Raw genomic sequence first — 13,842 nt, 5'->3', positions numbered from 1 at the left:
GCGCAGCACCTGACCACAAGTCACCGCACGATCACCGCGCACTGCATGAGCTGTATGAGCCGCATCAGTCGTATGAATCGTATGAGCCACTACGAGGGGGTGGAGACGTGCTCGCCGTTGCCCGCCCCGTCGCCGGAAACGGTGTCGTCGACCCATCCCGCAGGCATCCGGTTTCAGCCCCGCGTCCCGGGGCATCCGATGACAGCCGTTGTTATCGCCGCTCTTGCCGGGGCACAGTAACGCCTCACAAGGCGATTGCCTCATACAACCGGCCCGGACGGACGGAATCCCACGCGTGACGGAGCATCCCACCTCCCACGAAGGCCGGCAGCCTCTCGCCGCCCGGTCGCAGGAACGCACCCGGCCGCGGCAGCAGGACGCCGCGCCGGCCGCTTCCCCTGCCGCCGCCGCGATCCCCGGGCCGGCCTCGTCGCCCGGCCCCGCGGCGGGCACTGGCCCCGCCGGACCCGACCCCCAGGCCGCGGCCCGTCGCGAGGGCGACCGGCTGCGGTTCGTCGGCGCCGCCACCCGGCGGATCGCCCGGGGCATAGACCTGGACGAGATCGTGCTGGGCCTGTGCCGGGCCAGTGTGCCGACGTTCTCCGACGCCATACTGGTCTACCTCCGCGACCCGCTCCCGGTCGGCGACGAGCGGCCGGTCTCCCCCTTCGTGCTGCGGCTGCGCCGGTCCGACCGGCTGCGGCTGAACGAGGAGGGCACGGACAGCGCCTCGGAGATCGAGCGGCTGCGGCTGCCCGTCATCGACCCGCACAGCGACCTGACGCCCGCGGCCGAGCTGTGCGAGGTCAGCTCCGGCGGCGCGCTGGCCGAGGTGCTGCGCGGGGTGCGCCCGGTCTTCGGGGACTCCGCGGCGGCCCGCGCCGCGCTGCCCGAGCTGCTCGGCGCCGACCGCACCGTGCCCACCGGGCACCGCGCGATCCTCGCCCCGCTGCGCGGACGGCGGCGGGTGATCGGCGCCGCCGTCTTCCTCCGCGGCACCGAGCGGCCGCCCTTCGAGGCCAACGACCTGCTGGTCGCGGCCCAGCTGGCGACGCACACCGCGCTCGGCATCGACAAGGCGGTGCTGTACGGGCGCGAGGCGTACATCGCCGACGAGCTCCAGCGCACCATGCTGCCCGACTCGCTGCCGCAGCCGACCGGTGTCCGGCTCGCCTCCCGCTACCTCCCGGCCGCCGAGACGGCCCGGGTCGGCGGCGACTGGTACGACGCGATCCCGCTGCCCGGCAGCAGGGTCGCCCTGGTCGTCGGCGACGTCATGGGCCACTCCATGACGTCCGCGGCGATCATGGGCCAGCTGCGCACCACCGCGCAGACCCTGGCCGGGCTCGACCTGCCGCCGCAGGAGGTGCTGCACCACCTCGACGAGCAGGCCCAGCGGCTGGGCAGCGACCGCATGGCGACCTGCATGTACGCGGTGTACGACCCGGTCGCACACCGGATCACCGTCGCCAACGCCGGGCATCCGCCGCCCGTCCTGCTCCACCTGGGCGGCCGTGCGGAGGTGCTGCGGGTGCCGCCGGGCGCGCCGATCGGGGTCGGCGGGGTGGACTTCGAGGCGGTCGAGCTGGACGCGCCCGCCGGGGCCACGCTGCTGCTGTACACCGACGGGCTGGTGGAGTCCCGGCTGCGGGACGTGTGGACCGGCATCGAGATGCTGCGCGAACGGCTCGCCGCCACCGCCCGGCTGACCGGTCCGGACCACTCGCCGCCGCTGGAGGCGCTGTGCGACGACGTCCTGGACATGCTCGGCCCCGGTGACCGGGACGACGACATCGCGCTGCTCGCCGCCCGGTTCGACGGGATCGCGCCGAGCGACGTCGCCTACTGGCACCTGGAGCCGGAGGAGACCGCCCCGGGCCGGGCCCGCAGGCTGGCCCGGCGCGCGCTCGGGCGGTGGGGTCTGGACGACCTCTCCGACTCGGTGGAGCTCCTGGTCAGCGAGGTGGTCACCAATGCCGTCCGCTACGCGGAGCGACCGGTTTCGCTGCGGTTGCTGCGCACCGACATCCTGCGCTGCGAGGTCGGCGACGACGCCCCGCAGCTGCCCCGGCAGCGCCGGGCGCGGGACATGGACGAGGGCGGTCGCGGTCTGTTCCTGGTGAACCGGCTGGCCAGGCGGTGGGGGGCGACCCGGCTCTCGACCGGCAAGGTGGTCTGGTTCGAGATGCCGACCCGGGGCCAGTAGGCGCGGTGCGGTACGGGCCCGGGGAAGGGCTCGTACGGACAGTGACGAAATGTTGCCGACCTCCTGTCGGCGGGTTTGACTTCAGTCGTGAACGAGACGACCTGACCGAAACCCCACCGACGGGAGGACGCTCGTGTCCGAGGAATCCAAGACCCGGAACACCCCCTACACCACGAACAACGCCGGAATCCCGGTGGAGAGCGACGAACACTCGCTCACCGTCGGGGCCGACGGGCCGATCCTGCTCCAGGACCACTACCTCATCGAGAAGATGGCCCAGTTCAACCGTGAACGGGTGCCGGAGCGAGTGGTCCACGCGAAGGGGTCGGGGGCCTACGGCACCTTCAGGGTGACCAACAACGTCAGTCAGTTCACCAAGGCCGACCTCTTCCAGCCGGGCAAGGAGACCGCGATGCTCGCCCGCTTCTCCACGGTCGCCGGCGAACAGGGCTCCCCCGACACCTGGCGCGACCCCCGCGGATTCGCCCTGAAGTTCTACACCGAGCAGGGCAACTACGACATGGTCGGCAACAACACGCCGATCTTCTTCGTCCGCGACCCGATGAAGTTCCAGGACTTCATCCGTTCGCAGAAGCGGCGCCCGGACAGCGCGGTGCGCGACCACGACATGCAGTGGGACTTCTGGACCCTGTCCCCCGAGTCCGCGCACATGGTGACGTGGCTGATGGGCGACCGGGGCATCCCGAAGACGTACCGGCACATGAACGGCTACAGCTCGCACACCTACATGTGGGTCAACGCGGGCGGCGAGCGGTTCTGGGTGAAGTACCGCTTCAAGACCGACCAGGGCATCGACTTCTACACCCAGGAGGAGGCCGACCGGATGGCCGGTGTGGACGGCGACGTCCACCGCCGGGACCTGTTCGAGGCGATCAGGCGCGGCGACCACCCGAGCTGGACGCTGTACGTCCAGGTCATGCCGTTCGAGGACGCGCCGAACTACCGGTTCAACCCGTTCGACCTGACGAAGGTGTGGCCGCACGCCGACTACCCGGAGATCGAGGTCGGCCGGATGACGCTCGACGAGAATCCGGAGGACTTCTTCGTCCACATCGAGCAGGCGTCCTTCGAGCCGTCGAACCTGGTGCCCGGCATCGGGCCCTCGCCCGACAAGATGCTGCTCGGCCGGCTGTTCTCGTACCCGGACACGCACCGGTACCGGATCGGCCCGAACTACGCGCAGCTGCCCCCGAACCGCCCGCGCTTCGGCCGGAACTCGTACGCGAAGGACGGCCCGATGCGGTACGAGCCGAGCCGTACGGGAGCGGTCTACGCGCCGAACTCCTACGGCGGTCCGGCCGCGGACACCGCGCGCTTCGGCGACCCGGCGGGCTGGGCGACGGCGGGCGAGATGGTCCACGAGGCGTACAAGCTGCACAGCGAGGACGACGACTGGGGCCAGGCGGGCACGCTGGTGCGCAAGGTGCTGGACGACGCCGCCCGGGAGCGGATGGTGGGCAATATTTCCGGCCATCTGCTGGACGGGGTGAGCCCCCCGGTCCTGGAGCGGGCGCTGGAGTACTGGCGCAACGTGGACAAGGACCTCGGCGACCGGATCGCCAAGAAGGTCAACAGCGGCTGAGGCCGTCGTAAGCGGAACGGGGCGGGGGCGGTGCTTGCCGGCACTGCCCCCGCCCCCTGCGCTTCGGCCCCGCCCCCCGGCCTCTGCGCTTCAGCCGCTTACCGCGGGGGCGCGTTCTCGGTGAGGCCGTTCTCGTCGCCGTCGCCCGGTTTGCCGGGGACTCCGCCGGTCGGCGGCTCCGGGGACTGGCTCGGCGGCACCTCGGGCGACTGGCTCGGCGGCACCTCGGGCGACTGGCTCGGCGACTGGCTGACCGTGTCGCTCGGACTCTGTTCCGGGACCTCGGGCGACTGCGAGGCCGGCGGCTCGGTGCTCGGCGACTGCGAGGGGCTCTGCGAGGGCGGCGGCAGGCTGACCTCGCCCTGCTCGACGTCCTCCAGGTCGAACGTGGCGTGGGTGCCGTTCAGCGCGCCGAGCGTGTAGTCCCCCCAGATCTCCGCCGGGAAGCCACCACCGTTGGCCCGGCCGGAGTTGGCGGTGCCGGTCAGGGTGACCTGGCCGCCGCCCTCCTTGGGCGACTCGCCGAAGAGCGCGACGACCGTGGTCAGGTCCGGGGTATAGGCGGCGAACCAGGCCGACTTGTTGTTCTCCGACGTACCCGTCTTGCCCGCCGCCTCGTAGGACATGCTGGCCGCCCTGCTGCCGGAGCCGTTCTTCACGACGCCCTGGAGGACGGAGGTGACGGTGTCGGCGGACTTGCGGCTGATGACCTGGCTGCCGATGCCCTCGACCGGTTCGACCGTCCGCTCGCGGTGCTTGGCGGACTTCACGATGAACGGCGTGACCTTCTTGCCGTGGTTGTCGAGCGTGGCGTACGCGCCCGCCATGTCCCAGGTCGAAGCGTTCATCGTGCCCAGCGTGATGGCGGGGCGCTCGGGGAAGTTCTTGTCGGGGACGCCGAGGGCGAGCGCGGTCTTCTTCACCTCGGCCGGGCCGACGTCGACGACCATCTGTGCGAAGGCCGAGTTGATCGACTTGTTCATGGCGGTCTGCACGGTGACGTCGCCGTAGCTGCGGTCGTCCTCGTTCTGCGGGGCGAACGGGGTGGTGCTGCCCACGACGGGCCGCTTGCTGGTGCCGTCGTAGCGGGTGTTGACGCCGATCAGATCGCCGTTCTGGGTCTTGGACCCGTTCTCCAGCGCGGAGGCGAACACCAGCGGCTTGAAGGTGGAGGCGGGCTGGTAGTCCTGGCGCGTGGCGTTGGAGATGTAGTGCTTGGTGTAGTCCACGCCGCCGTACATCGCGACGACGGCGCCGGTCTTCGGGTTCACGGAGGTGGCGCCGGCCTGGACGGTCGCGTCGACCTTGTTGCCCTCGCGGTCCAGCTTGGACTCCAGCTGGCGGTCGACCGAGGCCTCCAGCTGCTTCTGCCGCTTCTTGTCGATGTTGAGCGTGAAGGTCCAGCCGCCGGCCTGCCGCATCTCCGCGGTGACGCCCTGCTCGTCCAGCTCCTTGTTGGCCGCCTCGACGAGGTACCCGGTCTGGCCCTCCATGCCCTTGGCGGGCTTGGCCTTCTGCGGGACCGGGAACTCCAGCTTGTCGCGCTCGGCCTTGTCGAGCCACTTCATCTCGACCATGTTGTCGAGCGTGTAGGCCCAGCGGTCCTTGACCAGCTTCTTGCCGGTCTCGCTCGCGGTCTGCCAGTCGTACTGGCTGGGGGCCTGGAGCACGGAGGCCAGGTAGGCGCCCTGGGAGACGTCGAGGTCCTTGGCGTCGACCCCGTAGTAGGCCTGCGCCGCGGCCTGGATGCCGCTCGCGCCGCGGCCGTAGTACGCGGTGTTGATGTACCCGGCGAGGATGTAGTTCTTGCTCTTCTTGCTGTCGACCTTGAGGGAGATCACCAGCTCCTTGAGCTTCCGGCTGATCGTCGGGTCCTGCGTCAGGTAGTAGTTCTTCACGTACTGCTGGGTGATGGTCGAGCCACCCTGCTTGCCCTTGCCGCTGAGCGTGTTGAGGATGCCGCGGGCGGTGCCCTTCAGGTCGATGCCCTCATCGTCGTAGAACGTCTTGTTCTCGGCGGCGACGAAGGTGTGCTGCACGTCCTCGGGGACCTCCCCGAGGTCCACGATCTGGCGGTTGACGCCGTTGCCGACCCGGGTCAGCAGGGAGCCGTCGCTGTACTGGTAGACGTTGCTCTGCCGCTCGGCCATGGCGTTGGCCTTCGGGATGTCCACGTACAGGTAGAGCGCCACGAAGGCGCCCATGACCAGCAGGCAGAGCCCGAAGAAGGTGCCCAGCATCTTCTTCCAGGTGAAGAGTCTGCGTATGCCGCCGCCATTGGGGGCCCGCCGCGCTCCGCGCCGCTGGGCTCGTCGCGCATCAGCTCGACCCATCGCTGTGTTGCTCCTGTTTCTCTGCTGGACCGGATCACTCGGCCCAGCCAGCTAACACCGTCGGCGAGGACAAAAAGCAAGCGATGCGGTCTTTCTCGGACGTGACAATCAGCACCCGTTCTCTAGGGAACCGACTCACGAGGGGTGCCCAGGGTTGCGAAAACCGTTAATGTGTAATCACATTGCTAGCACGAGCCAGCCGTACGAAACGGGGGATTCCATGACCGACCACAGCAATCCGCGCGATGTGGCCACCCTGCCCGCCGAACTCGCGCCCGATGCCCCGCAGATGCCCGAGCCGCAGGTGAGAGAGGTGACGGCACACAGCATTCCCGGCGGCCTCGGCCTGCTGCTGACCGTGCTCGGGGTGATCGCCGGCATCGGCCTGGCCATCGTCGGCGGTGTCGTCGGCTCGAACGGGAACAACGGCGTGGGCGTCCCGGTGTGCATCTTCGGGGTCCTGCTGGTCATCGCCTCGTTCTTCTGCATGACGGGTGTGAAGATGGTCGCACCGGGCGAGGCCCGGGTGATCCAGCTCTTCGGCCGGTACGTCGGCACGATCCGCACGGACGGGCTGCGCTGGATCAACCCGCTCACCAGCAGCCAGAAGATCTCCACCCGGGTCCGCAACCACGAGACCGCGGTCCTGAAGGTCAACGACGCCTACGGCAACCCGATCGAGCTGGCCGCGATCGTCGTCTGGAAGGTCGAGGACACCGCGCAGGCCCTCTTCGAGGTCGACGACTTCCTGGAGTTCGTCGCCACCCAGACCGAGGCGGCCGTCCGGCACATCGCGATCGAGTACCCCTACGACGCCCACGACGAGGACGGCCTCTCGCTGCGCGGCAACGCCGAGGAGATCACCGAGAAGCTGGCCGTGGAGCTGACCGCCCGGGTGCAGGCGGCCGGCGTCCGGATCATCGAGTCGCGCTTCAGCCACCTCGCGTACGCCCCCGAGATCGCCTCCGCGATGCTCCAGCGCCAGCAGGCCGGAGCGGTGGTCGCGGCCCGGCAGCAGATCGTCGAGGGCGCGGTCGGCATGGTCGAGATGGCGCTGACCCGGATCGCCGAGCAGGACATCGTCGAGCTCGACTCGGAGCGGAAGGCCGCCATGGTCAGCAATCTGATGGTGGTGCTGTGCGGTGACCGCGCGGCGCAGCCGGTCCTCAATACGGGCACCCTCTACCAGTGACCGAGCAGCCCCCGGAGCGCAGGAAACAGCCGCAGCGCAAGCAGATGCTGCTGCGGCTGGACCCCGCGGTGCACGACGCCCTGGCCCGCTGGGCCTCCGACGAACTGCGCAGCGCGAACGCCCAGATCGAGTTCCTACTGCGCCGCGCGCTGGCGGAGGCGGGCCGGCTGCCGGGGACGGCCCGGCCGATCCCGCGCCGCGGACGCCCGCCGAAGAACCGGCCGGAGCCGGACGAGGGCCGGGCACCGGACGGCGCCTGAGGGCGGGGACCACTACGGGCGCGGGAGAACGGGCACCGCTACGGCGCAGGAGAACGGGCCCCGGGCGGAACGAACCATTCCGGGAAGACACGGGCGCGGGGAGGACACCTCCCCGCGCCCGTTCCCGTACCCCCACCCCGGGTATACACCCGAGGTATACACACCATGTACAGTGCTCCACATGTCTATCGGCCACACCCTGCTCGGGCTCCTGGAGTCCGGCCCACGCCACGGCTACGACCTCAAGCGCGCGTTCGACGAGAAGTTCGGCCACGACCGCCCCCTGCACTACGGGCAGGTCTACTCGACCATGTCGCGGCTGCTCAAGAACGGGCTCGTCGAGGTCGACGGGATAGAGAGCGGCGGCGGCCCCGAACGCAAGCGGTACGCCATCACCGAGGCCGGCATCACCGATGTCGGCGCCTGGCTGGCGCAGCCGGAGAAGCCCGAGCCGTACCTCCAGTCGACGCTCTACACCAAGGTCGTCCTGGCCCTGCTCACCGGGCGCAGCGCGGAGTCCCTGCTGGACACGCAGCGCGCCGAGCACCTGCGCCTGATGCGCATCCTGACCGACCGCAAGCGCGGGGGCGATCTGGCCGACCAGCTGATCTGCGACCACGCGCTCTTCCACCTCGAGGCCGATCTGCGCTGGCTGGAACTGACCGCCGCCCGGCTCGACCGGCTCGCCATGGAGGTGGGCGCGTGATCCCCGCCGGTTCCCTGCTCAGCGCCGACGGTCTGCACAAGACGTACGGCCGGACGCCCGCCCTCGACGGCGCGTCCTTCTCCATCCACCCCGGCGAGGTCGTCGCCGTGCTGGGCCCCTCCGGCTCGGGCAAGTCGACCCTGTTGCACTGCCTCGCGGGCATCGTCACCCCGGACCAAGGCACGATCATGTACGCGGGCCGCGAGCTGTCCGCCATGTCGGACGCCGAGCGCAGCGCGCTGCGCCGTACCGAGTTCGGCTTCGTCTTCCAGTTCGGCCAGCTCGTCCCGGAGCTGACCTGCGTGGAGAACGTCGCCCTGCCGCTCCGGCTGGCCGGTGCCAAGCGCAAGGACGCCGAGCGCACCGCCCTGCACTGGCTGGAGCGGCTGGAGGTCGACACCGTCGCCGCCCAGCGGCCCGGCGAGGTCTCCGGCGGTCAGGGGCAGCGCGTCGCCGTGGCCCGCGCGCTGGCCGCCTCCCCGAAGGTGATCTTCGCGGACGAGCCGACCGGCGCGCTGGACTCGCTGAACGGCGAGCGCGTGATGCAGCTGCTCACCGAGGCCGCCCGGTCCACCAACGTCGCCGTGGTCCTGGTGACCCACGAAGCGCGGGTGGCCGCGTACTCCGACCGTGACGTGACCGTGCGCGACGGGCGGACCCGCGATCTGGAGCCCATCGGATGACCCTGCTCGACGAGAAGAGCGCGGCGGCCCCGCCGGCCGCCCCGCGCCCCACCGCCCCCACCGGTCTCGCGGCCTGGATCCGCGACCTCGGCCTCGGCATGCGCTTCGGTGCCGGGGGCGGCCGCGAGGGCTGGATCCGCACCGCGCTGACCGCCGTCGGCGTCGGACTCGGCGTGGCCCTGCTGCTGACCGCGGCCTCCGTGCCGCACATGCTCCAGCAGCGCTCCGACCGCAGCGCGGCCCGCGCCGCGAACCCCCTCGACCCCTCGTCGGGCGGGCCCGCCTCGAAGTCCGGCGCCTCGGTGCTGCTGGCCGACATCGAGACGGAGTTCCGCGGGCACGTCGTCGAGGGCTGGCTGATGCGGGCGGACGGCGCGCACCCGGTGCGCCCGCCGGGCGTCGACCGCTTCCCCGCCCCCGGCGAGATGGTGGTCTCCCCCGCGCTGAAGGAGCTGCTGGGCTCCTCGGACGGCGCCCTCCTCAGGGAACGGCTGCCGTACCGGACCGTCGGGACCATCGGCACCCCGGGCCTGGTCTCGCCGAACGACCTGGTCTACTACGCGGGCGACGACACCCTGGCCACCGGACCCGGCACCCACCGGATCGCCGGGTACGGCGACCGGAACCTGGCCGAGGAGATGCCGCCCATCCTGATCGTGCTGATCATCATGATCTGCGTGGTGCTGCTGATGCCGGTCGCGATCTTCATCGTGACGGCGGTGCGGTTCGGCGGCGACCGCCGCGACCGCCGGCTCGCCGCGCTGCGCCTGGTCGGCACGGACATCCGGATGACCCGGCGGATCGCGGCGGGCGAGGCCCTGTTCGGGGCGCTCCTCGGGGTGGTGACGGGTGTGGCGTTCTTCCTCGTGGGCCGGCAGTTCGTCGGCCGCATCGAGATGTGGAACGTCAGTGTCTTCCCGGCCGATTTGGTGCCCGACCTCCGGCTGACGGCCCTGGTGGTCGTCGCGGTGCCGCTGACGGCGGTGGTGGTGACGCTGGGCGCGATGCGCGCGGTGGTCGTCGAGCCGCTCGGGGTCATCCGCAACGGCCGCAGCCGCGGGCGCCGGCTCTGGTGGCGGCTGCCGCTGCCGTTCGCCGGCCTGGCGGTGCTCGGCCTGACCGGCAAGGTCGACACGTACGGCACGGTCGACCCGTATCCGATCGCGGGCGGGGCGGTGCTGGTCCTGGTCGGGCTCGCGCTGCTGCTGCCCTGGCTGGTCGAGGCGCTGGTGAACCGGCTGCACGGCGGCCCGGTGGCCTGGCAGCTCGCCATCCGCAGGCTCCAGCTGAGCAGCGGGTCGGCCTCCCGGGCGGTCAGCGGGATCACGGTCGCGGTCGCGGGCGCGGTGGCGCTGCAGATGCTGACCGCCGCGGTCGCCGACGAGTTCATCAAGGTGACCGAGCAGGACAGCACGCGGGCCCAGTTCTCCTCGTACTCCGAGAAGGTCACCCGGGACGGCGCCACCAGGACCGTCGAGGCGCTCCGGGCCGCCAAGGGCGTGACGTGGGCCATCGGCAAGATCAACGTGTACGTCACCCATCCCGGCGACGCGAAGGGCGCCGCGGGGGGCGAAGGAGAGGTCCAGCGGACCACCAGCCTGACCGTCGCCGACTGCGCGAGCCTGCGCGAGATGGCCCGGATCGGCTCCTGCAAGGACGGCGACACCTTCGTCTCGCACCCCGCGAAGAACAAGGAGCTGTCCCTCTGGGTCGACAAGACGGCCCGCAAGGGCGAGGACGTCGTGGCCACTTCGGGGGATCTCAAGAAGTCGGTGCGGTGGAGGCTGCCCGCCGACGCCCGGACGGTCACCGCCCGGAACACCCCGCTGGGCGACGAGACCAGCGGCATCCTGGCCACCCTCGGCGCGGTGGACCCGAGCACCCTGCCGGACGCGACGACCGAGACGCACGTCCGGGTCGACGAGAGCGTGGAGGACGTCGCGGAGTACGTACGGAACGCGGTGGCCGAGGTCGACCGCGCGGCGCGGGTGTCGTCCCTCACATCGGTGGCCCGTGACAAGAAGTACGCCAGCGTGCAGCGCGGCCTCCAGGTCGGCGGCACGGCGACGCTGCTGCTGATCGCGGCCTCGATGATGGTCTCGCAGCTGGAGCAGCTGCGCGAGCGCAAGCGCCTGCTGTCGGTCCTGGTCGCCTTCGGCACCCGGCGCTCCACACTGGGCTGGTCGGTGCTCTGGCAGACGGCGGTGCCCGTGGTCGTCGGACTGGCGGTGGCGGTCGCGGGCGGAATCGGCCTGGGCGCGACCCTGATCTCCATGCTCGACAAGGAGGTCACCGACTGGTGGCTGTTCCTGCCGATGGCCGGCGCGGGCGGCGCGCTGATCCTGCTGGTCACACTGATCTCGCTGCCACCGCTGTGGCGCATGATGCGGCCGGAGGGCCTGCGCACGGAGTGACGGCACGGAGGTGCGTGAGGGGGTGCGGCCCCGGACTCCCGGACATCCGGGGGGCCGGGGCCGCCCGCCGTCCCGGGGTCACGGGGTAACGGCGCCACGGCGCCACGGGGTCACGGCGTCCGCCGGGAACCGCGCGGGGCCGTCACGCCCTTCCCGTACCGGCCCTCGCGGCGGCCTTCATCCGCCGCCCGCCGTCACCCGTACCGGCAGCGCCTCCATCGCCTCCCGCAGCGCCGCCGCGAACTCCTCGAACTCCTCGTGCCGCGCCGCCCCCGTCCGCATCGCCAGGGCCACCCGCCGCGACGGCGCGGGCTCCGCGAAGTATCCGGTGGCCAGCGCGTCGTTGCGACCGGTCTCGACCGGTACGGCGGTGCGCGGCAGCAGCGTCACACCGAGCCCGCCGGCCACCAGCTGCACCAGCGTGGAGAGCCCGGCCGCGGTCGTGGTCACCGGCGTCCCCTCCGTGCGCCCCGCCTCCCGGCATATGTCGAGGGCCTGGTCGCGCAGGCAGTGCCCCTCGTCGAGCAGCAGCAGCGGCAGTTCGCGCAGCGCCTCGCGCGGGATGTCGACCCGCCCGCCCAGCCAGTGGTCCCGCTCCATCACCAGCACGAAGTCCTCGTCGAACAACGGGAGTTCGGCGACCCCCGGCACCCCGAGCGGCACCGCGAGCAGCAGCAGGTCCAGCCTTCCTGCCGCCAGCCCCTCCAGCAGCGAGGAGGTCTGCTCCTCGTGCACCTGGAGGACCAGCTCCGGGTAGCGCTCGTGGACCAGCCGCAGCACGGTCGGCAGCAGGTACGGGGCGACGGTCGGGATGACACCGAGCCTGAGCACCCCGGTGAACGGCGCCCGGACCGCCTCGGCCTCCTCCATCAGCTCGCCGACGGCCTCCAGCACCGCCCGCGCCCGCACCGCCAGCCGCTCACCGGCCGGCGAGAGCAGCACCTTGCGCGTCGTACGCTCGATGAGCTGGACCCCCAGTGCCTCCTCCAGCGCGGAAACGGCCCCGGACAATGCGGGCTGGCTCATCCCGATCGCTGCCGCCGCATCCCTGAAGTGCAGATGTTCGGCGACGGCCGCGAAGGCGCGCAGCTGCGAGAGGCTGGGCTGTTTGGGTCGATTGCCCTGAATCCCCTGCACCACTGATAGGCACCTCCGATCATCACAGCAAAGTGTAGCTATTTCCGTGATCAATGCACCCTGTGCCAAGGTGGATCCCGTCCAACCCTCAGGAACTCCCCCAAAAGGGGATTCCAACGCTGCAAGGAGAGCGCGTGCTCACTGTCGGTGACAAGTTCCCCGAGTTCGACCTGACCGCTTGCGTCTCGCTGGAGAGCGGCAAGGAGTTCGAGCAGATCAACCACAAGACCTACGAGGGCAAGTGGAAGATCGTCTTCGCGTGGCCGAAGGACTTCACCTTCGTGTGCCCCACCGAGATCGCCGCCTTCGGCAAGCTGAACGACGAGTTCGCCGACCGTGACGCGCAGATCCTCGGCTTCTCCGGCGACTCCGAGTTCGTGCACCACGCCTGGCGCAAGGACCACCCGGACCTGACCGACCTGCCCTTCCCGATGATGGCCGACTCGAAGCACGAGCTCATGCGTGACCTCGGCATCGAGGGCGAGGACGGCTTCGCCCAGCGCGCCGTCTTCATCGTCGACCAGAACAACGAGATCCAGTTCACGATGGTGACCGCCGGTTCCGTGGGCCGTAACCCCAAGGAGGTCCTGCGGGTCCTCGACGCCCTGCAGACCGACGAGCTGTGCCCCTGCAACTGGACCAAGGGCGAGAACACCCTCGACCCGGTCGCGCTCCTCGCGGGCGAGTGAGCTGACAGCGACATGGCACTCGACGAACTGAAGGCCGCCGTCCCGGACTTCGCCAAGGACCTGAAGCTGAACCTCGGCTCGGTCATCGGCAACAGCGAGCTCCCGCAGCAGCAGCTGTGGGGCACCGTCCTCGCCTGCGCGATCGCCTCGCGCTCGCCGAAGGTGCTGCGCGAGCTGGAGCCGGAGGCGAAGGCCAACCTCTCCGCGGAGGCGTACTCCGCCGCGAAGTCGGCCGCCGCCATCATGGCGATGAACAACGTGTTCTACCGGACCCGGCACCTGCTGTCGGACCCCGAGTACGGGACGCTCCGGGCGGGCCTGCGGATGAACGTCATCGGCAAGCCCGGCGTGGAGAAGATCGACTTCGAACTGTGGTCGCTCGCCGTCTCCGCGATCAACGGCTGCGGCCAGTGCCTGGACTCGCACGAGCAGGTCCTGCGCAAGGCCGGCGTGGACCGCGAGACCATCCAGGAAGCCGTCAAGATCGCCTCGGTGATCCAGGCGGTCGGCGTGACCCTCGACGCCGAGGCCGTGCTCGCCGAGTAGGCCGGCAGTACCCTGTTGCACGAGCGGGGCCCCGTGGACGACCGACCGTCCCCGGGGCCCTTCTCGCGTCCGC

11 protein-coding genes are annotated in these 13,842 nt (G+C 70.9%); 9 read left to right on the top strand and 2 right to left on the bottom strand.

Features of this window, described 5'->3' with window-relative positions:
• Window positions 1-295 precede the first annotated feature (295 nt).
• On the top strand, window positions 296-2,206 hold the full coding sequence (locus OCT49_RS22840; RefSeq protein ID WP_283853703.1) for an ATP-binding SpoIIE family protein phosphatase: 1,911 nt from the start codon (window positions 296-298) through the stop codon (window positions 2,204-2,206).
• A 133-nt stretch (window positions 2,207-2,339) separates the two neighbouring features.
• Window positions 2,340-3,809 carry a catalase gene (locus tag OCT49_RS22835; protein WP_283853702.1) on the top strand — a complete coding sequence of 490 codons (1,470 nt, stop codon included), beginning with the start codon at window positions 2,340-2,342 and terminating at the stop codon, window positions 3,807-3,809.
• Window positions 3,810-3,907: 98 nt separating this feature from the next.
• Here OCT49_RS22835 and OCT49_RS22830 read toward each other — a convergent pair whose 3' ends face one another.
• The gene (locus OCT49_RS22830; RefSeq protein WP_283853701.1) at window positions 3,908-6,142 is read right to left on the bottom strand and encodes a transglycosylase domain-containing protein; all 2,235 of its coding nucleotides are present in this window, start codon (window positions 6,140-6,142) and stop codon (window positions 3,908-3,910) included.
• 220 nt (window positions 6,143-6,362) lie between these two features.
• Between OCT49_RS22830 and OCT49_RS22825 the strand changes: the two genes are divergently transcribed.
• The 5 genes from OCT49_RS22825 (at window position 6,363) to OCT49_RS22805 (ending at window position 11,397) form a co-directional block, all read left to right on the top strand.
• Window positions 6,363-7,334 carry an SPFH domain-containing protein gene (locus OCT49_RS22825; RefSeq protein ID WP_283853700.1) on the top strand — a complete coding sequence of 324 codons (972 nt, stop codon included), beginning with the start codon at window positions 6,363-6,365 and terminating at the stop codon, window positions 7,332-7,334.
• Window positions 7,331-7,594 (top strand): type II toxin-antitoxin system antitoxin, encoded by a 264-nt coding sequence (locus tag OCT49_RS22820; protein WP_502963405.1) that lies wholly within the window; start codon window positions 7,331-7,333, stop codon window positions 7,592-7,594. Before OCT49_RS22825 ends, OCT49_RS22820 begins: the two co-directional genes overlap by 4 nt.
• A gap of 181 nt (window positions 7,595-7,775) precedes the next feature.
• A complete protein-coding gene (locus tag OCT49_RS22815; protein WP_148838964.1) occupies window positions 7,776-8,300 on the top strand; it encodes a PadR family transcriptional regulator in 525 nt (174 codons plus the stop codon).
• On the top strand, window positions 8,297-8,983 hold the full coding sequence (locus tag OCT49_RS22810; RefSeq protein ID WP_283853699.1) for an ABC transporter ATP-binding protein: 687 nt from the start codon (window positions 8,297-8,299) through the stop codon (window positions 8,981-8,983). Before OCT49_RS22815 ends, OCT49_RS22810 begins: the two co-directional genes overlap by 4 nt.
• On the top strand, window positions 8,980-11,397 hold the full coding sequence (locus OCT49_RS22805; RefSeq protein ID WP_283853698.1) for an FtsX-like permease family protein: 2,418 nt from the start codon (window positions 8,980-8,982) through the stop codon (window positions 11,395-11,397). Before OCT49_RS22810 ends, OCT49_RS22805 begins: the two co-directional genes overlap by 4 nt.
• Before the next feature lie 177 nt (window positions 11,398-11,574).
• On the opposite strand, the gene OCT49_RS22800 is transcribed toward OCT49_RS22805, so the two are convergent.
• Window positions 11,575-12,537, bottom strand: a complete 963-nt coding sequence (locus OCT49_RS22800; RefSeq protein WP_283853697.1) for a hydrogen peroxide-inducible genes activator — start codon at window positions 12,535-12,537, stop codon at window positions 11,575-11,577.
• 131 nt (window positions 12,538-12,668) lie between these two features.
• On the opposite strand from OCT49_RS22800, the gene OCT49_RS22795 reads away from it, so the two are divergent.
• On the top strand, window positions 12,669-13,223 hold the full coding sequence (locus OCT49_RS22795) for a peroxiredoxin (RefSeq protein ID WP_189542777.1): 555 nt from the start codon (window positions 12,669-12,671) through the stop codon (window positions 13,221-13,223).
• Between the two features lie 12 nt (window positions 13,224-13,235).
• Window positions 13,236-13,769 carry an alkyl hydroperoxide reductase gene (locus OCT49_RS22790; RefSeq protein ID WP_283853696.1) on the top strand — a complete coding sequence of 178 codons (534 nt, stop codon included), beginning with the start codon at window positions 13,236-13,238 and terminating at the stop codon, window positions 13,767-13,769.
• Window positions 13,770-13,842 lie beyond the last annotated feature (73 nt).

Origin of the sequence: Streptomyces sp. ML-6 (genome assembly GCF_030116705.1) — a bacterium.
In the GTDB taxonomy this organism is placed as follows: domain Bacteria; phylum Actinomycetota; class Actinomycetes; order Streptomycetales; family Streptomycetaceae; genus Streptomyces.
Note: the sequence above shows the minus strand (reverse complement) of the source record. Positions and strands in the feature narration are given on the sequence as shown.